Raw genomic sequence first — 17,235 nt, forward strand, 5'->3', positions numbered from 1 at the left:
CGGACGCGTACGGAGCCGGGTGTCAGCACCGGACACGTACGGAGTCCGGTGTCACATCCGGACACGTACGGGTCCGGTGTCAGATCCGGACGCGTACGGTCCGGTGTCAGCTCCGGCCCGAGCGCAGTCGGCGCCATGGGGTGAACGTGAACACGGCGCCGCCCAGCAGGATCGCCGTACCGGCGACCAGGCCGAGTGCGCGCAGGGCGCCGTTGTCCTCGGCCCCCGTGGCCGCGAGCCCGCCGCCGGAAGCCGTGCCGCCGCCCGCCGCCGCCGCTGCTCCGCCGGAGCCCCCGCTGTCACCGCCGGAAGCACCGCCTTCCTGGGCCGTGGTGTCGAGTTCGAGCGACGCCTTGGTGCCGCTCTTGGCCGTGCAGGGAATCTTGATCTTCGAGGTGCCCAGCGTGACGTCGATCGTCAGATCGCCGGGGGTGAGGGTGGACTTGCCAGAGGCACCCGGCTTGTACGTGCCGGTCATGTCGGGCAGGTCGACCGGCATGTTCGCCTCCAGGGCCTTGGGGTTCCCCGGCCCGGTGACGGTGACGGAGCCCTTGTCGGCGCCGCCGACGACGACCTGCATGGAGGGTTTGAGCGCCCCCGCGGGCAGAGCGGCCGGGCTGTTCATCACGCCCTTGGCGGTCTTGACCGTGAGTGCGTAGCTCCCGCCGTTCTTCTTGGCGTTGATCGTCACCTTGGAGGCGATGTCCTTCACCGGGCTCGGCGGCTGGCAGGAGAAGTTCACCACGACTTCCTTGCCCGGGAAGTCCGTGGCACCGCCGCTGCCGCCGGAGGCCGAGCCGCCCGCGTCCGAACCGCCGGCGGTCGTACCACCGGAGGTCGTGCCTCCGCTGGTGGTGCCGCCGGAGGTCGTGCCGCCGCTGGTGGTGCCGCCCGCGGTCGTACCCCCGGCCGTCGTCGTGCCACCCGCCGTCGTTCCTCCGGACGTCGTGCCACCGGTGGTGGATCCGCCGCCGTCCGTGACCTTGATCGTCGCGCCCGGCTGGACCGTCTCCTTCGGGGTGCACTTGGTGTCCGTGGAGATCGGCTTCGAGACGTTGAGGGCGTACGCGTCCGGTGTCAGCGTCAGGTCACCCGCCTTCTCCAGCTTCAGCGTGCCCTTCATGTCCGACACGACCATCGGGCTCTTCTTGGGGATCGGCGGATTCTGCCGCGGTCCCTCCATCTTCAGATCGCCACTGGCCGCGCCGCCCAGCTTGATGACGCCGGTCGGCTTGATGGTGTCCTTTTCGAGATCGAGGACATCGGGGTTGTCGGACGCGCCCTGGATCGTCTTCCACACGACCTCGACGGTGTCCCCGACCTTGGCCGAGGCGGGCGCGGTCAGCTGCACCTTGGTGGTGCCCTGGACGGGCGGCAGTCCGGAGATGGCCGGGGGTATGCACTCCGTCTTGTACGAGATCTCGGCGGCCTGGGCCGGGCTCGCGGCCAGCAGCATGCCCGCCCCGCCGATCATCATCGCGACTCCCGCCGCGACCGTCCTGCGTTGCGTACTCACGAATGTCCCTTCGTCGTCGGTCTGTGCTCTGACGGTGCGGAATCAGGGGTGAACCACGGCAGCGTGGCCGTGGTCGTGCTCGGGGGCGGCGTGGGGCCCACGGCCGGGGCCGGGGCGCGCCGCAGCTTCGGGAGTCTCGCGGTCACGGCGGCGCGCGGGGACGGGCTGCCTGCCCTGCGGCGGCCCGCGGCATGTCCGGTGCGCGGCCGGACCCTGTCGACGATCGCCATGCCGATACGGAACACGGCCGCGGGCACGACGAGGCAGAGCAGGATCCAGAAGAGCGTCACGCCCCACGGGCGGCCGACCCCCCACGGCTGCTCGGCCAGCACCTTCGTGCCGTACTTCAGCGAGATCTGGTAGTCGCCGTGGGCACCGGCCGTCAGCTCGACGGGCAGTTCGATACGGGCCTTGCGGCCTGGCTCGACGGTCCCCCGCCACTGCCGCTCCTCCCACTGCGCGGCGTAGACGCCGTGCGCGGTGCCGACCTGGAAGACCGGGTCCTTGACCGGTGCGGAGCCCAGATTGCCGACGGTGAACACGAGCCGGCGCGACGGCGGGGCGCCGAACCAGGTCAGCAGCCCGCTGTCGCCCTCCAGCCGGGTGGCAGCGAGGACGGCGAGCTTCCCGTCGCCGGTCTCCTTGGGGAGCGCGGCGACGGGGTGTCCGGCGACCACGAACACCGCGTCGGCCAGGGCCTGTTCGCCCGTGACCGTGGCGACATGGACCACGCAGGGGCACGGCGCGGGCGGCTCGGTGACCGGCATCTCCTTGGTGAAGGCGCCCTTCTTGTCGGTGGTGACGGCCCGGCCTTCCGCGTTGGCACAGGAGTTGGTGCCGCCGATCACGCCCCGGGCCGGGGTGGACTGCCCGCAGATCAGCATCATGAGCAGGGTGTCGGGCCGCCAGCCCTTGCCCTTGACGGTGATCTCGCCGCCCTTGCCCGCCTGCTTCTGCGAGAGCGTGACCACGGGTTTCGGGTCCGTCGCGCTGCGCTCTTCGGCCCCGGCCCCGGTCGCGGTCAGCAGCAGGGCGGGCAGTATCGCGGCCAGCAGTACGGCGAGCAGCGCTGCCGCCCGCCCGCGGCCGTCGCTCCGGAATGCCGCCGGTCCGGTCCGTCCAGTCACGATTCCGCTCCCGCCTTCACCAAGTGCCTCTCGTCGGAGTGCTTTCGATGGTCCGGGGCCGGTGCGGCCCCGTCGTCGTGGGTGCTCCGCCGCGTCGCCCGCCTGCGCCGGAGGCCGTACAGAACGGCGGCGACGGCACCCCCGAGGAGCAGTGCGCCGCCGGTCACCGGCGCCCACGGCACGAAGGCCGCCGAGGCGGTCGCCTCGCCGTGCGCGCCGCCCGCCGCCGTGACGCGCAGCCGTACGGTGACGGAGTCGAGGGCGGGGGCGTCCCGCCACGGTTCGGTGAGCCGCACCCGCTGACCGGGCAGGAGTTCCACCGGCAGGGTGCGGGCGTCGCGTCGCAGCAGGGTCCCGAACACGCCGTCCGCGCTGACGGACAGGCGCGGCACCAGGACCGCGTTGCCCCGGTTGACCAGCGTGTAGTGGATGGTCCCGCCGCCCACCGCGACGTCCTCCACCGTGAGCGCGGCCAGCGTGGGCCCGCCGACCCGCAGTTGGACCCGTACGCCCACCGAGCGGCCGCCGCTCTCGGCGACGATCGCGCCCGGGTGGTCACCGGGCAGCGCGTCCTCGGGCACGGTGAAGGAGACCGGCACGTCGGCCCTGGTCCGGCCGGGCACCGTCACCTCGGGGCTCGCGGTCCGCAGCCAGGCCCCGGTCCCGGTGGAGCCGGTCGCTCCGCGCACCGCGAAGCCGCCGTCGCCCGTGTTGTAGGCGTCGGCGCCGCGCAGCCGCACCGTGACCGGCTCGGGCCCCGGGTTGGTGACCGAGAGCCGGTCCTCCAGGACGCTGCCGGGCAGGCCCTCCAGATAGAAGTACGGTCTGGCCTCGTCCCGCCCGGAACCGCTGCCCGCCGGCTGCGCCGTCCACGCCGGTCCGGCCGGGTGCTCGGTGGCACCGGCCACCGCCACCGCGGCGAAGGTGCACCACAGGACGGCGAGCAGCGGCAGGGCACGGGCCAGCCGCCGTGCGGCGGACGGCTGTCCGACGACGGGGACCGGGGCCGGGCGGGTGGGGTGACCGGTCAACGGCGGCATGGGCGGCTCCCTGGTGCGTGACGGCGGCGACGGTTCGCGCGGGGGTCAGCCCGTGGCCCGCTGCCCCCGCCTGGTCAGCCACAGCACGCCCGCCGCACCGGTCAGCAGCACCGTGCCGCCGAGGGTGCCGAGTGCCACGGCCGAGTCCAGCGGGCCGGTCTTGGGCAGCGAGGTGTCGGTGTCGGGCGTGGTCGCGCTGCCGCTCGTGCCACCGCCTGCCGCGGTGACGTCCAGGGAGAGCGAGGGGCCCGGGTTGTTCGACGGGGTGCAGGTCGTGGTCGTACCGAGCGCCTTGATGGTGAGCACCCCGGCGGTGAAGTCGACCTTGCCGCTCTTCTTCGGGGTGTAGGTACCCGACAGGTCGTTGATCTTGATGGGGCTGTTGGCGGGTATGGCCGCGGAGTTGGCCGGGCCGGAGACCTGGACCTGTCCCGGGTCGGCGCCGCCGACCTTGATCACCGCACTGGGGTTCATCGCGCCCTTGCCCAGTTCGACCGGGCTGGAGGAGACGCCCTTCTGGAAGGACATGGTGAGCTTGTAGCCGCTGCCACTCTTGACGCTCTTGATGTCGATCGGCGAGACGGCGGCCTTGTCACCGATCGGGGTCTTGCACTTGTAGTTGACGTCGACGACCGTCGCGTGGGCGGCGGGCGCGGCCAGCAGCACCACCGCGCCGGCCAGCCCGGACGCCAGCGCGAGAGCTGTTCGCTTCTGGTTCGACACCTCGAGTTCCCCTCATGCCGGGAGTCGCCGCGCGCCGCTCGGGTGCGGCACAAGTAACTGACGACACATCAGATTGGCCGTCAAGGTACGCCCGGGGCCTTGTGGAGGGAAGACAAAGAGCGCGCCGATCCGGCGCGCTCTTCGAGGGGCGTACGAGCCCGGGGGGACGCGGGGAAATCCCGCGCAGGGGCTACACGGGGGCGGCCAGCTCCGCCCAGACGGTCTTGCCCGGCTCACCCGGCACCCGTACGACTCCCCAGTCCAGGCAGAGCCGCTGCACGATGAACATGCCGTGACCACCGGGCCGTCCGGCGCGGTGCGGGGTACGGGGAGCGGGCTGTCCGGCACCGCCGTCGGCGACCTCCACCCGCAGCGCCTTCGGCGTGCAGGCGATGCGGAGCTCGTCGGGGCCGTCCGCGTGCAGACAGGCGTTGGTGACCAGCTCGGAGACGACCAGCAGGACATCCTCGGCGGCGGCACGGCGGTCGGCGGTCGAGGCGGGGAGCCAGCCCCAGTCATGGAGCGCCTGGCGGGCGAAATCGCGGGCCGTCGGCACGATGCCGGTGGCCTCCCGCAGTGACAGCGTGCGCCACTGCCGCCCCGCGGGCTCCACGTGCGCGGCGGAGGGAACGCGGGTATCCGCGTCCGCGCGGATGCCCGCGTCGGCGCGTGCACCCACGCCTGCGCCCTCCGGCTCGCGGCCGAGGTCGCCCGGCGGATGCTGCCGGGTGGTGCTCATCAGCGCTTCACCTCACCGATTCACCATGTCGCCATTGATACAGATACAGAAACGAATATTGATACGACCACCGATACGGGTACCGCACCGACACGAAAAGGTGCAGGTCTCCCACGGGTCACCGAGGTGTCTCCTGCCCTGCCGTTTCGTGACAACACCCACTTCGCCTACGCGGAACGCGTGACGCGGGCAACAGATGGGGCGCCCGGGGTGCCGAACCGCGGCACGATCAGGTATGCAGGGCCTCTTCGAGGGAGTCGTGGACGGTGAATACCGCCTCGGCCCCGGTGATCTCGAAGACCCGTGCCACCACCGGCAGCATTCCGGCCAAATGGACCCCTCCCCCGGCCGCCTCCGCCTTGAGGCGGGCACCGAGCAGCACATTGAGCCCGGTGGAATCACAGAATTCGAGTTGCGAGCAGTCGACCACCAGGCGCACTCGCCCCTGCTCGACGGCGTGCTCCAAGGGCTCGCGCAGCAGGTCCGCCGTGTGGTGATCCAGCTCACCCACCGGCGTCACAACCTCACTGCGGCCCTCGGTCCGGGTCTCGACCTGAAGCCGACCCCGGTTCGCGCTGCCGACCGTCCCGCGGTCCATGCCCGCCCCTCTTCGCCTCGTCACTGTCTGCATCCATGCACATGCAGATGAGTTGCAGCCATCGCTGACGTTCTTAAAACACTACGCGTTCCGTGCGCCACGCGGTAGCCGAAGAACTCAACAAACCGGACATATAGCATCAATTGGAGGTTGTAACGACCCGCAAGGACCGGGTAAGGGTAGGGGGACACCCAAAACACGGCCGGCTTTGGAGGCGCCGCTTCACCGCAGGAACACGTATGGGCATCGGCAGCCATATGCCGAGAACGATGGAGGAGACCATGTCACCCCGGCTCGACGAACCGCGTACCCACAACGCGACGTCAGCATGTCCTCAGGGACTGACCGAATCAGACTCCCCTGCTGCGGCCGTCCTGGACGGCACGCGCAACAGCACCACCAGCAGTGGCAGTGACACCAGCAGTACCGAAGACAACCGCAGCACCGAAGGCGTGACCGGTCTCGAAGGACTTCCCGAGATCCCGCCCTACTCCGAAGTGGGGCCCGTGGATGCCAGGGCCTTGTCGAAGACGCTCTTCGCCCGGCTGGAGTCCCTCGAAGAGGGCACGCACGAGTACTCCTACGTGCGCAACACGCTCGTCGAACTGAACCTGGCCCTGGTCAAGTTCGCCGCCTCCCGGTTCCGCTCGCGCAGCGAACCGATGGAGGACATCATCCAGGTCGGCACCATCGGCCTGATCAAGGCGATCGACCGGTTCGAACTCAGCCGCGGCGTCGAGTTCCCGACCTTCGCGATGCCGACCATCATCGGCGAGATCAAGCGCTTCTTCCGCGACACCAGCTGGTCCGTGCGCGTACCGCGCCGCCTGCAGGAGCTGCGACTCGACCTGGCCAAGGCGGGCGACGAGCTCGCCCAGCAGCTGGACCGCTCGCCCACTGTGGGCGAGCTCGCCGACCGCCTCGGCATCACCCACGACGAGGTCGTCGAGGGGATGGCCGCGAGCAACGCGTACACCGCGAGCTCGCTGGACGCCAAGCCCGAGGAGGACGAGAACGAGGGCGCGCTGGCCGACCGGATCGGCTACGAGGACCACGGACTCGAAGGCATCGAGTACGTGGAGTCCCTGAAGCCGCTGATCGCCTCGCTGCCGGGCCGCGACCGGACGATCCTCTCGCTCCGGTTCGTCGCCAACATGACGCAGTCGGAGATCGGCGAGGAGCTCGGCATCTCGCAGATGCATGTGTCGCGGCTGCTCTCCCGCACCCTGGTCAAGCTCCGCAAGGGACTGACCCTGGAGGAATGAGCGAGCACCCCGCAACACGCTTGCGGGACTGCCGACTCGGCTCGACTGCCGGCTCGGCTGCCGGCTCGGCTCGGCTGCCGGCTCGGCTGCCGGCTCGGCTCGGCTGCCGGCTCGACTGCTGGAAGGACCTGCCCCGGCGAGGGGCAGGTCCTTCCGCGTTGTTGACGTCGCTTCAGGCCCGGTCGGATCCCTCGACGGCCCCTCGGCCGCGGTGGGGTGCCACGACCCGCTCGCCGCGCCGCCAGACCTCGTGGACCAGCGGGACGCCCGGCCGGTAGGCGAGGTGGACGTGGCTGGGGGCGTCGAGGACCACCAGGTCGGCGCGCGCGCCGGGGGCGAGCCGGCCGATGTCGTCGCGACGCAGGGCGGCCGCGCCACCCGCCGTGGCGGACCAGAGCGCCTCGTCGGGGGTCATGCCCATGTCCCGGACGGCGAGGGCGATGCAGAACGGCACGGACGAGGTGAACGAGGAGCCCGGGTTGCAGTCGGTGGAGAGTGCGACGGTGGCCCCCGCGTCGAGCAGGCGGCGGGCGTCGGGCCAGGCGGCCCGGGTGGAGAACTCGGCGCCGGGGAGCAGCGTGGCGACGGTCTCCGACTGGGCCAGGGCGTCGACGTCGGCGTCGGTGAGGTGGGTGCAGTGGTCGGCGGACGCCGCGTCGAGCTCGACGGCGAGCTGGACGCCGGGACCGTGTCCGAGCTGGTTGGCGTGGACCCGTGGGTGGAGGCCCTTCGCGCGCCCCGCGGTCAGGATCGTCCGGGCCTGGTCGCCGTCGAAGGCGCCCTTCTCGCAGAAGACGTCGATCCAACGGGCGTACGGGGCGCAGGCGTCGAGCATCGGGCCGGTGACCAGGTCGACGTACCCGGCCGGATCGTCCGCGTAGTCCGGGGAGACGATGTGGGCGCCGAGGAAGGTGACCTCGTCGGTGTGGCGGGCGGCGATGCGCAGGGCGCGGGCCTCGTCATCGACGGTGAGGCCGTAGCCGGACTTGGTCTCGAACGTCGTGGTGCCCTGGCGCAGCGCCTCGGCGAGGTAGCGGGCGACGTTGGCGGAGAGCTCCTCGTCGGTCGCGGCCCGGGTGGCGGCGACCGTGGTCCTGATGCCGCCCGCGCTGTAGGCGCGGCCGGACATCCGGGCGTTGAACTCCTGGGTGCGGTCGCCCGCGAAGACGAGGTGGGAGTGGGAGTCGACGAAGCCCGGGATCACGGCCCGGCCGCCCACGTCGACGGCGTTGTCAGTGGCGGGTGCTTTGCTTGATTCACCGGTCCAGACGACCCGGTCGCCCTCGATGACGACGGCCGCGTCCTGGATCAGTCCGAGGGGGGAACTGTCGCCGAGGGAGGGGTCGTTGGTGACCAGTGCGGAGATGTGGGTGATCGCGGTCGTCGTCATCGGGGGACTGCTCTCCTTGCGTGGGGACGGCGGAGTGGCCACCGCCTGGGTGCTCAGTGGTGCAGGGCCGCGATGGCTCGCGCGAGCGCTCCGGGGACGTCGTCGACCGACGCGTGATGTCCGTCGCGGACGAGGTGCCGGCCCGCGACCACGGTGTGGCGCACATCGGCGGCGGAGGCGGCGAATACCGCTGTTTCGGCTGCCAGCCGTGGCACCGGCCCCGCTGTTCTGACGGAGTCGAGGGCGACGGTCACGAGGTCGGCGGGGGCACCGGGTTCGAGGACGCCCGCGTCCGGCCTGCCGAGTGCGGCGTGGCCGTCGGCGGAGGCGGCACGCAGCAGTGCGGCGGCCGTCCAGTGGCCTCGGGTGCGGGTCCGCAGGCGCTCGTTGAGCTCCATCGCTCGGGCCTCTTCGAAGAGGTCGATCACGGCGTGGCTGTCGCTGCCCAGCGAGAGCGGCGATCCGGCGCGCTGGAGGGCCACGGCCGGGCCGATGCCGTCGGCCAGGTCGCGTTCGGTGGTCGGGCACATGCAGGTGCCGGTCGCCGTCGAGCCGATGAGCTCGATGTCCTCGCCGGTGAGGTGGGTGTTGTGGACGCCGGTGGTGCGCGGGCCGAGGACCCCGTGGTCGGCGAGGAGCCGGGTGGGGGTGCGGCCGTGGGCGGCGAGGCAGGCGTCGTTCTCCGCGGTCTGCTCGGAGAGGTGGACGTGCAGCGGGGCGTGCCGCTCCTCGGCCCACCGGGCGACGGTGGCCAGCTGATCGGCGGGAACGGCCCGCACGGAGTGGACTGCCGCGCCGATCAGGGTGTTGTCGTCACCCTTGAGGAGACCGGCGCGCTCCGCCCAGGCGTCGGCGGTCGTGTCAGAGAAGCGCAACTGGTGCCGGTCGGGCTGCTGGTACTGGGAGGGCCTGCGGCCGAATCCGGCGGCGAGATAGGCGGTGTCCAGCAGGGTGATCCGGATTCCGGCCTCGCGGGCGGCCGCGATCAGGGCCTCACCCATCGCGTTCGGGTTGTCGTACGGGACGCCGCCCGGCGCGTGGTGCAGATAGTGGAATTCGCCGACCGCGGTGATGCCGGCCAGCGCCATCTCGGCGTACACGGCACGGGCCAGGTCGTAGTACGTGTCGGGGGTGAGCCGGGACGCGACCTGGTACATGGTCTCGCGCCAGGTCCAGAAGGTGCCGGAGCCGACCTGGACGGTGGAGCGCAGGGCCCGGTGGAAGGCGTGCGAGTGGGCGTTGGCGAGACCGGGCAGCGTGAGCCCGCGCAGCACGGTCGCGCCGGGCGGCGGGGCGCCGACGCCGGTCCGCACCCCGGCAATCCGCCCGCCGGACACCTCCAGGACCACGTCCGGCTCGACATGGGTGCCGAGCCAGGCGTGGGAGAGCCAGTACGTCACGGTGACGGGCCTGCCCGTCGCCTCCGTCACTTCCGTCGTCAGCGGCACGCGAGACCTTCCAGTACGTCGGCGAGTGCGATCACCCCGGCCACGCAGTCGTCCTCGGCGGCGTACTCGGCCGGCGAGTGCGAGATCCCGGTGGGGTTCCGTACGAACAGCATGGCGGTAGGGACCGAAGCGGACAAAATACCCGCGTCGTGTCCGGCTCCGGTGCCGAGTACGGGGACGTCGCGCCCGGTGTCGCGGAGGGCCGACCCCTTCAGGAGCGCGCCCAGCTCGTCACGCAGGGCGTGCTCGAACTCCACGACGGGCGTGAAGGACTCCCGTACGACGTCGAGGTCGATCCCGGCCCGCTCGGCGTGTTCCCGGGCGGCCCGCTCGATGCCGGCGACGACCGTGTCCAGGGTGTCCTGGTCGGCGGCGCGGGAGTCGAGCCAGCCGCGCACGAGCGAGGGGATGGCGTTGACACCGTTCGGCTCGACGGCGATCTTGCCGAAGGTGGCCAGCGCTCCGGCCAGTTCGGCCTCCCGGCGGGCCGCGAGCACCGTCTCGGCGTACGTGAGCATCGGGTCGCGGCGGTCGGCGAGCCGGGTGGTGCCCGCATGGTTGGCCTCGCCCCGGAAGTCGAAGCGCCAGCGGCCGTGCGGCCAGATCGCGGAGGCGATGCCGACCGGGTCACCGCTCAGGTCGAGGGCGCGGCCCTGCTCGACGTGGAGTTCGACGAACGCGCCGATACGGGCGAGCCGTTCGGGGTCCGGGCCGATGGCGTCGGGGTCGTACCCGGCCGCCTCCATGGCCTGCGGCAGGGTGATGCCGTCACCGTCGCGCAGCCGGTGCGCGGCCTCGACGGTCAGCTGCCCGGCGGCGAGCCGGGAGCCGACGCAGGCGAGGCCGAAGCGGGCCCCTTCCTCGTCACCGAAGTTGGTGATCGCCAGCGGCCGGGTGAACTCCACTCCCCTGCGGCGGAGTTCATCGAGCGCGGCGAAGGAGGAGACGACGCCGAGCGGCCCGTCGAAGGCACCACCGTCCGGCACGGAGTCGAGATGCGAGCCGGTGACGACGGCGTCACCCGCGAGGGGGTCGCCGCGCCAGGCCCACTGATTGCCGTTGCGGTCCACCTCGACGTCGAGGCCGCGGGCCTCGGCCTGCATCCGGAACCAGAGGCGGCAGTCGGCGTCGGCCCCGGTCCAGGCGTAGCGCCGGTAGCCGCCGGACTCGGCGTTGCGGCCGATGTTCCGCAACGACGCCCACATCGCGTGGAAGGTGGGGCTCACGCGGCGGTCCCGTCCGTGCCTGCCGCGGTGCTCGTGCGGGATGCGGCGGTCCCGTCCGTGTCCGCCGCGGTGCTCGTGCCGTCCGGGCCGCCCTCGCGCATCGGGACCCTGACCCCGCGCTCCGCGGCGACCGACTCCGCGATGTCGTAGCCGGCGTCGACGTGCCGGATGACGCCCATGCCCGGGTCGTTGGTCAGCACCCGGCGGATCTTCTCGCCCGCCAGCTTCGTGCCGTCGGCGACGGTGACCTGTCCGGCGTGGATGGAGCGTCCCATGCCGACCCCGCCCCCGTGGTGGATGGAGACCCAGGAGGCCCCGGACGCCACGTTGACCATGGCGTTCAGCAGCGGCCAGTCGGCGATCGCGTCGGATCCGTCGAGCATGGCTTCGGTCTCGCGGTACGGCGAGGCGACCGAGCCGCAGTCCAGGTGGTCACGGCCGATGGCCAGCGGGGCGACCAGATCGCCACGCGCGACCATGTCGTTGAAGCGCTCGCCGGCCTTGTCGCGCTCGCCCTGGCCGAGCCAGCAGATGCGGGCGGGCAGTCCCTGGAAGTGGACGCGCTCACCGGCCATCTTGATCCAGCGGTGCAGCGACTCGTTCTCCGGGAAGAGCTCCAGCATCGCCTTGTCGGTCTTGTGGATGTCGGAGGCCTCACCGGAGAGCGCCGCCCAGCGGAACGGGCCCTTGCCCTCGCAGAACAGCGGCCGGATGTAGGCGGGCACGAAGCCGGGGAAGTCGAAGGCCCGCCCGTACCCGGCGAGCTGGGCCTCGCCGCGGATCGAGTTGCCGTAGTCGAAGACCTCAGCACCGGCGTCCATGAAGCCGACCATCGCCTCGACGTGCTTCGCCATCGACTCACGGGCGCGCAGGGTGAAGTCGGCGGGCTTCTCGGTGGCGTAGTCGGCCATGTCGTCGAAGTCGACGCCGAGCGGCAGGTAGGCCAGCGGGTCGTGCGCGCTGGTCTGGTCGGTGACGATGTCGACCGGGGCGCCCTCGGCGAGCATCCGGGGCAGCAGCTCCGCCGCGTTGCCGAGCAGTCCGATGGAGAGCGGCCGGCGGGCGTCCCTCGCCTCGGTGGCCAGCTGGAGCGCGTGCTCCAGGTTGTCCGCCTGCACGTCCAGGAAGCGGTGCTCGATGCGGCGCTCGATGGCGCGCGGGTCGCAGTCGATGCAGATCGCGACGCCGTCGTTCATCGTCACGGCGAGCGGCTGGGCACCGCCCATCCCGCCGAGACCGGCGGTCAGCGTGATCGTCCCGGCCAGCGTGCCGCCGAACTTCTTCGCGGCGACGGCGGCGAACGTCTCGTACGTGCCCTGGAGGATGCCCTGCGTGCCGATGTAGATCCACGAACCGGCGGTCATCTGGCCGTACATGGTGAGCCCGAGCGCCTCGAGGCGGCGGAACTCCTCCCAGTTCGCCCAGTCGCCGACCAGGTTGGAGTTGGCGATCAGGACCCGCGGGGCCCACTCGTGCGTCTGCATGACACCGACCGGCCGCCCCGACTGCACGAGCATCGTCTCGTCCTGCTTGAGCGTCCGCAGCGTGCGGACCATCGCGTCGAACGAGCGCCAGTCCCGGGCCGCCTTGCCCGTGCCGCCGTAGACGACGAGCTTGTCGGGGTGCTCGGCGACCTCGGGGTCGAGGTTGTTCTGCAGCATGCGCAGCGCGGCTTCCTGCTGCCATCCCAGGGCGCTCAGTTCGGTACCGCGCGGTGCCCGTACGGGGCGGGGTCCTGACATGGCAATGCCTCCTCGCGACTGTGAATTTTCTATTCACATCTTGAGTGGCTGAATAGCTCCAGTCAACAGGGTGGGGCGGGCCCGTCGCCACCGGCCCTCGGCGGGGCATTTTCCCCGGCCTGCCGCATGTACCAATGGAAAATGCCAGAACCTCCACCTGGAACGAGCACGTTGCGTAACCTCGGGGTCACAGCCGCACGCAGCGTCGGAGGGGAGTCCGCGTGCCCGGAATCGACGAGTGCCTGCTCGACGTCATGAGACTGCCCGGTGCCCGTGGTGCCGCCGTGGTCGACTGGACGAGCGGTCTCGCTCTCGGCACCATCGGTGACTCGCCCAACGGCGATCACGAGGCCACCGCCGCGGAGACGGCGGAGGTGGCGCGGATGGCGGCCGAACAGCCCGCCTTCGCGGTCGGCTTACCGGAGACGCCTGCCACCGGGGACGGCACGGGACTCGCGGGGACGCCGCCCGTGGAGGACGTCATCGTCACCACCCGCTCCGGGTACCACATCCTCAGGTTCGTCGAGACGGACTTCGACAGCAGCGTCTTCCTCCACCTGTGGCTGGACCGCGCGGAGGGCAATCTGGCCCTGGCCCGGATACGGCTGGGCGAGATGGCCGAGCGGCTGGTGCTGGCATGAGAAGGCCCGCCCCTTCGCCCGCCCCGCCCCCCGTCCTCTCGCCCATGCTCCAGCGCCTCGCCGCCGAACGGGCCACCGGCGCACTCATGCGCGACCGCGGCACCCTCTATCTGGCCGACGGCAAGGTGGTGCACGCCGAGAGCCCCGCCACCCCCGGCATCGACGTCCTGCTCACCCGGGGCGGCGCGCTGCGCCGCGAGGGCTGGTGGGACGCGGTCGCCCAGGCCGGTGCCGGACAGCGGGTGGGCCGTTACCTCGTGGACAGCGGCCGGGTGCCGGGCGGCGCCCTGGAGCTCTGCCACCTGGGGGCGCTGTACGACGCGGCGTTCTTCGCCCTCGCCCCGACCCGGACCCCGGCCCGCTTCCGCTACGGGGTCGCCCACTGGATCGGCCCGGTCCGCCCCGTCCCCGTGGACGCCGTGCAGCGCGAGACGCTCCGGCGCCGGGAACTGCTGGACCGGATCTGGCCGGAGTCGGTGACCGACAGTGCCCCGCTCGTGGGTACCGGCCGCCCCGCCGACTCCCCCGTACCGCCGCGCCAGCGCCGCGTACTGGAGCGCGTGGACGGGCTGCGTACGGCAACGGACATCGCGCAGGAACTGGGCAGGTCGGCGTTCCACACCCTGGTCGACCTGCGTCGGCTGGCGGCCGCCGGACTCGTCGCCGCGGTACGGGAGACGGCGGTCCCGGCCGGCCGCATCCCGCTCCCCGAGGTCACGGCCGACCCCGACGTCGCCCTGTTGCGCCGGCTCCGAGACGCATTGGAGGCCCTGTGATACGCGCGCTCAGACAGCGTGCCGGGAGGAGACAGCTGATGGTGCCCGAGGCCGAAGTGCAGGATGTCCTGGCCGAGCTCCAGCGGTTACGGGCCCGGGTTCCGCTCCTCTCCGGGGCCCTGGCGGCCAGCACCGACGGACTCGTCCTGGCCCATGACACCCCGGGAGTGGAGGCGGAGGGCGTCGCGGCGCTGACCGCGGCCGCGCTCGGCGTCTCGATCCGGATGACGGACGCGACCGGCCGCGGCGGCTTCCGCGAACTCCTCGTCCGCGGCGAGACCGGCTACATCGCGACGTACGCCGCCGGCTCCTCGGCCGTACTGACCCTGCTCGCCGAGGACCGGATCAACGTCGGCCGGCTCCATCTGGAGGGCCGCAGGTCCGGCTCCCGGATCGGCGAACTCGTCGACGCCGCCCTGGAACGCACCCCGCAGCCCGCGCCGGGCCCCCGGGCTCCGGTGCCCCGCACCCCGCACCAGCCCGGGCCCCTGCCGCACCGCCCGACATGACCCCGCACGAGCCCGGCACGACCCAGAAACGGAACCGGTCCTCCCGACCGGTCAGGGAAAGGAAACGAGCACTCATGGCGAACACCGAAGCGTCACTGAAGGAAGCGATGTCGTCCATCGAGGGCACCACCGGTGTCGCCCTCGTCGACTACACGAGCGGCATGGCGCTGGGCACCCTCGGCGGCGGCAAGGAATTCAACCTGGAGGTCGCGGCCGCGGGCAACACCGACGTCGTACGCGCCAAGCTCCGCACCATGGAACATCTCGGCATCCAGGACGAGATCGAGGACATCCTGATCACGCTGGGCACCCAGTACCACCTGATCCGGCTGCTCAAGTCCCGTGGCAACAACGGCCTGTTCCTGTACCTCGTGCTTGACTCGGGCCGGGCGAACCTGGCCATGGCCCGCCACCAGCTGAAGAAGATCGAGGCCGACCTGGAGATCTGAGACCCCGCGTCTCGGAACCTTGGCGTCAGCGGGAGCGCCGCGCCCCACCGGGGGCGGCGTCGCCCGCCGCGGGCCCCGTCGTCCGGTAGGCCTCGACCTGCTTGCCGGCGGGGCGCCCGCGCCCCACCCGGTCCGTGCGCACCCAGTACAGGACGTCGTCCCGGCGCTCCCGCTGCCCGAACCTGACGGCCTTGGCCCAGAGCCCGGCACCGGCCCCGGCAAGCAGCAGCCCGCCCGCCCCGGGCACGGCGAACGCGCTGGCAACCGCCGCGAGGAACGCCCCGAGCAGCCACCAGCGGTGCCCCCGGCGCCAGTTGCGTACGGTCACGGCCCGGTCCTGGAGGAAGTCGGTACGGCCGGCCCGGGTGGCGCCCCGGGCGAGCGAGGCGTACCGGCCCCCGCGCGACAGTGCGACGACGGCCATGGTGACCAGGAACAGCGCCGCCCCAGCCAGCAGTCCGATGCGGCGGCCGGTGAGTCCCGGTACCAGTGCCCCGATGGACGCGGCGACCAGGCCGGGCCACCACATGGGCGCCGCTCCGGCCCGTACGATCACGGCCACTCTCGCCAACGACTGCGCTCCGCGCCCCACGTCCGTGCCCCTCTCGACGGCTCCTGTGCCCCATTCCGTGGGCGCAGATTAGGGGCCGTACATGAGCGATGTCTGAGAAACGGCGCGCGGGTCCCCTGCGGGGTGCGCCCCTGTCCGGTGGGTGGGGGTGGGGTCGCTCCGGGGAGACTCCTCAAAAATGGCGTGTGCACCCGACAACGGACAAGTACCCGGGTCGTACGCCATTTTCTGCGGGGACTCCCCTGCACGCCCCCACCCGGCATCACCCGCGTCTGCATACCGGTAGGACTGCTGCCGCAGACGCAAGGCGGCCGGTCCGGGGCCGTGCAGGGGAGTCCCCGCAGGACGACGAACGGATACCCGGGTCCGCTGCGTGGGACTGGAAACGTTCGTCGTCTGAGGAGACGCCCCGGAGGGGCACCGGACCCCACCCACCGGACAACGGCGCACCCCCGCGGAGCAAGCCGCACAACTCAAGCCCGTCCGGCGATTGAGGACAAAACCCCCGCCCCGGAACAGCGCAACGTCACTCGACGAAAAGCTGCCGCGAAGCGGCATTCGCGTCGAACTCCTCCAGCCTCGCCTGCGCGTCGGGCAGGTCGTCGCACATGGCCTCCAGCAGCACCCGCCCCAGCAGCATCGGCGCGCAGGCGGTGTCGAAGGCGAGCCCCGTTCCCACCGCGGCGGGGATCAGCAGATCGCTGTGTGCGGCCACCGGTGCGAACGCGGAGTCGGCGACCGAGACCACGGCCAGTCCCCGGTCCCGCGCGTGGGCGAGGGCGTCCACGGCCTCGCGCGGGTGGCGCGGCAGCGCGAAGCAGATCAGCGCACTGGCACCGGCCCGCCGGGCCGCGTCGATCCGGTCGTGCAGCATGCTGCCCCCCTCGTCGAGGACCCGGACGTCGGGGTGCACCTTGGCGGCGAAGTATCCGAAGCCCCGAGCCTGCGAGGACGCCGCGCGCAGCCCGAGCACGAGCAGGGGCCGCGAGGCGGCGAGGAGCCGGCCGGCCCGTTCGACGGGCCCGGGATCGGCGAGCAGTTCGGCAAGGTGGCGCAGGTTCTCGATCTCGCCGAGCACCGCCTGCTGGTACTCGTTGTACGTGTCCTCCCCCTCGCCCTCGGCGGGCCCGGCCGGGGCGACCTCGCGCAGGTGCTTGCGCAGCGCGGGATAGCCGTCGAACCCGAGGGCGACGGCGAACCGGGTGACGGAGGGCTGGCTGACCCCGGCCAGTTCGGCCAGTTCCACGCTGGAGAGGAACGGAGCGTCGCCGGCCCTGCGCACCATCGAGTGCGCGATGCGCCGCTGCGTGGGCGTGAGCCTGCGCCCTTCGAACAGCTGCTGCACACGCGCGGCCGGGCTGCTCCCGCTCATGCTGTCCCCTCGGTAGATCGGCCGTGCCGGGATCCGGCACCGACGAATCCATTCAGCCAGTAAGCCGTCTGCATGTCCATATGCAGCCGCTCCGTGGACGGGC

General features: G+C 72.0%; 17 protein-coding genes. 5 read left to right on the top strand and 12 right to left on the bottom strand.

Features of this window, described 5'->3' with window-relative positions; translation table 11 throughout:
* Positions 1 to 106: 106 nt before the first annotated feature.
* From OG446_RS14045 to OG446_RS14070, 6 genes are all read right to left on the bottom strand, one after another.
* A complete protein-coding gene (locus OG446_RS14045) occupies positions 107 to 1,474 on the bottom strand; it encodes a hypothetical protein (RefSeq protein ID WP_328898294.1) in 1,368 nt (455 codons plus the stop codon).
* 38 nt (positions 1,475 to 1,512) lie between these two features.
* Complete coding sequence (locus tag OG446_RS14050; RefSeq protein WP_443050120.1) at positions 1,513 to 2,643, bottom strand: hypothetical protein; 1,131 nt, start codon at positions 2,641 to 2,643, stop codon at positions 1,513 to 1,515.
* Entirely contained in the window at positions 2,640 to 3,683 is a 1,044-nt protein-coding gene (locus OG446_RS14055) for a COG1470 family protein (protein WP_328894354.1), read from the bottom strand. Before OG446_RS14055 ends, OG446_RS14050 begins: the two co-directional genes overlap by 4 nt.
* Before the next feature lie 45 nt (positions 3,684 to 3,728).
* Entirely contained in the window at positions 3,729 to 4,406 is a 678-nt protein-coding gene (locus OG446_RS14060; RefSeq protein WP_328894355.1) for a peptidase, read from the bottom strand.
* Positions 4,407 to 4,596: 190 nt separating this feature from the next.
* Positions 4,597 to 5,145: an ATP-binding protein gene (locus tag OG446_RS14065; RefSeq protein ID WP_328894356.1), complete on the bottom strand. Its 549-nt coding sequence runs from the start codon at positions 5,143 to 5,145 to the stop codon at positions 4,597 to 4,599.
* 229 nt (positions 5,146 to 5,374) lie between these two features.
* Entirely contained in the window at positions 5,375 to 5,743 is a 369-nt protein-coding gene (locus OG446_RS14070; protein WP_328894357.1) for an STAS domain-containing protein, read from the bottom strand.
* 281 nt (positions 5,744 to 6,024) lie between these two features.
* Between OG446_RS14070 and OG446_RS14075 the strand changes: the two genes are divergently transcribed.
* The gene (locus OG446_RS14075) at positions 6,025 to 7,008 is read left to right on the top strand and encodes an RNA polymerase sigma factor SigF (protein ID WP_328898296.1); all 984 of its coding nucleotides are present in this window, start codon (positions 6,025 to 6,027) and stop codon (positions 7,006 to 7,008) included.
* Positions 7,009 to 7,180: 172 nt separating this feature from the next.
* On the opposite strand, the gene hutI is transcribed toward OG446_RS14075, so the two are convergent.
* From hutI to hutU, 4 genes are read right to left on the bottom strand one after another with little or no spacing between them, the layout of a single operon-like run.
* Entirely contained in the window at positions 7,181 to 8,398 is a 1,218-nt protein-coding gene (gene hutI, locus OG446_RS14080) for an imidazolonepropionase (RefSeq protein WP_328894358.1), read from the bottom strand.
* Between the two features lie 53 nt (positions 8,399 to 8,451).
* A complete protein-coding gene (locus OG446_RS14085; protein ID WP_328894359.1) occupies positions 8,452 to 9,846 on the bottom strand; it encodes a formimidoylglutamate deiminase in 1,395 nt (464 codons plus the stop codon).
* Positions 9,837 to 11,051 (bottom strand): allantoate amidohydrolase, encoded by a 1,215-nt coding sequence (locus OG446_RS14090; protein ID WP_328898297.1) that lies wholly within the window; start codon positions 11,049 to 11,051, stop codon positions 9,837 to 9,839. Before OG446_RS14090 ends, OG446_RS14085 begins: the two co-directional genes overlap by 10 nt.
* 17 nt (positions 11,052 to 11,068) lie before the next feature.
* Complete coding sequence (hutU, locus tag OG446_RS14095; protein ID WP_328894360.1) at positions 11,069 to 12,814, bottom strand: urocanate hydratase; 1,746 nt, start codon at positions 12,812 to 12,814, stop codon at positions 11,069 to 11,071.
* Positions 12,815 to 13,035: 221 nt separating this feature from the next.
* Between hutU and OG446_RS14100 the strand changes: the two genes are divergently transcribed.
* The 4 genes from OG446_RS14100 (at position 13,036) to OG446_RS14115 (ending at position 15,189) form a co-directional block, all read left to right on the top strand.
* The gene (locus OG446_RS14100; protein WP_328894361.1) at positions 13,036 to 13,455 is read left to right on the top strand and encodes a hypothetical protein; all 420 of its coding nucleotides are present in this window, start codon (positions 13,036 to 13,038) and stop codon (positions 13,453 to 13,455) included.
* Positions 13,452 to 14,231, top strand: coding sequence for a transcriptional regulator (locus OG446_RS14105; RefSeq protein WP_328894362.1), 780 nt, complete (start codon positions 13,452 to 13,454; stop codon positions 14,229 to 14,231). Before OG446_RS14100 ends, OG446_RS14105 begins: the two co-directional genes overlap by 4 nt.
* Positions 14,232 to 14,269: 38 nt before the next feature.
* Positions 14,270 to 14,740 (top strand): roadblock/LC7 domain-containing protein, encoded by a 471-nt coding sequence (locus OG446_RS14110; RefSeq protein ID WP_148022508.1) that lies wholly within the window; start codon positions 14,270 to 14,272, stop codon positions 14,738 to 14,740.
* A 74-nt stretch (positions 14,741 to 14,814) separates the two neighbouring features.
* On the top strand, positions 14,815 to 15,189 hold the full coding sequence (locus tag OG446_RS14115) for a hypothetical protein (protein ID WP_328894363.1): 375 nt from the start codon (positions 14,815 to 14,817) through the stop codon (positions 15,187 to 15,189).
* A gap of 25 nt (positions 15,190 to 15,214) precedes the next feature.
* Here the strand turns inward: OG446_RS14115 and OG446_RS14120 are convergent, their stop codons facing one another.
* Together OG446_RS14120 and OG446_RS14125 are read right to left on the bottom strand one after the other, a co-directional pair.
* Positions 15,215 to 15,751 carry a hypothetical protein gene (locus OG446_RS14120; RefSeq protein ID WP_328894364.1) on the bottom strand — a complete coding sequence of 179 codons (537 nt, stop codon included), beginning with the start codon at positions 15,749 to 15,751 and terminating at the stop codon, positions 15,215 to 15,217.
* 535 nt (positions 15,752 to 16,286) lie between these two features.
* Positions 16,287 to 17,132: a MurR/RpiR family transcriptional regulator gene (locus tag OG446_RS14125; protein ID WP_328894365.1), complete on the bottom strand. Its 846-nt coding sequence runs from the start codon at positions 17,130 to 17,132 to the stop codon at positions 16,287 to 16,289.
* Between the last annotated feature and the right edge of the window lie 103 nt (positions 17,133 to 17,235).

This window comes from Streptomyces sp. NBC_00236, from assembly GCF_036195045.1.
Taxonomy (GTDB): domain Bacteria; phylum Actinomycetota; class Actinomycetes; order Streptomycetales; family Streptomycetaceae; genus Streptomyces.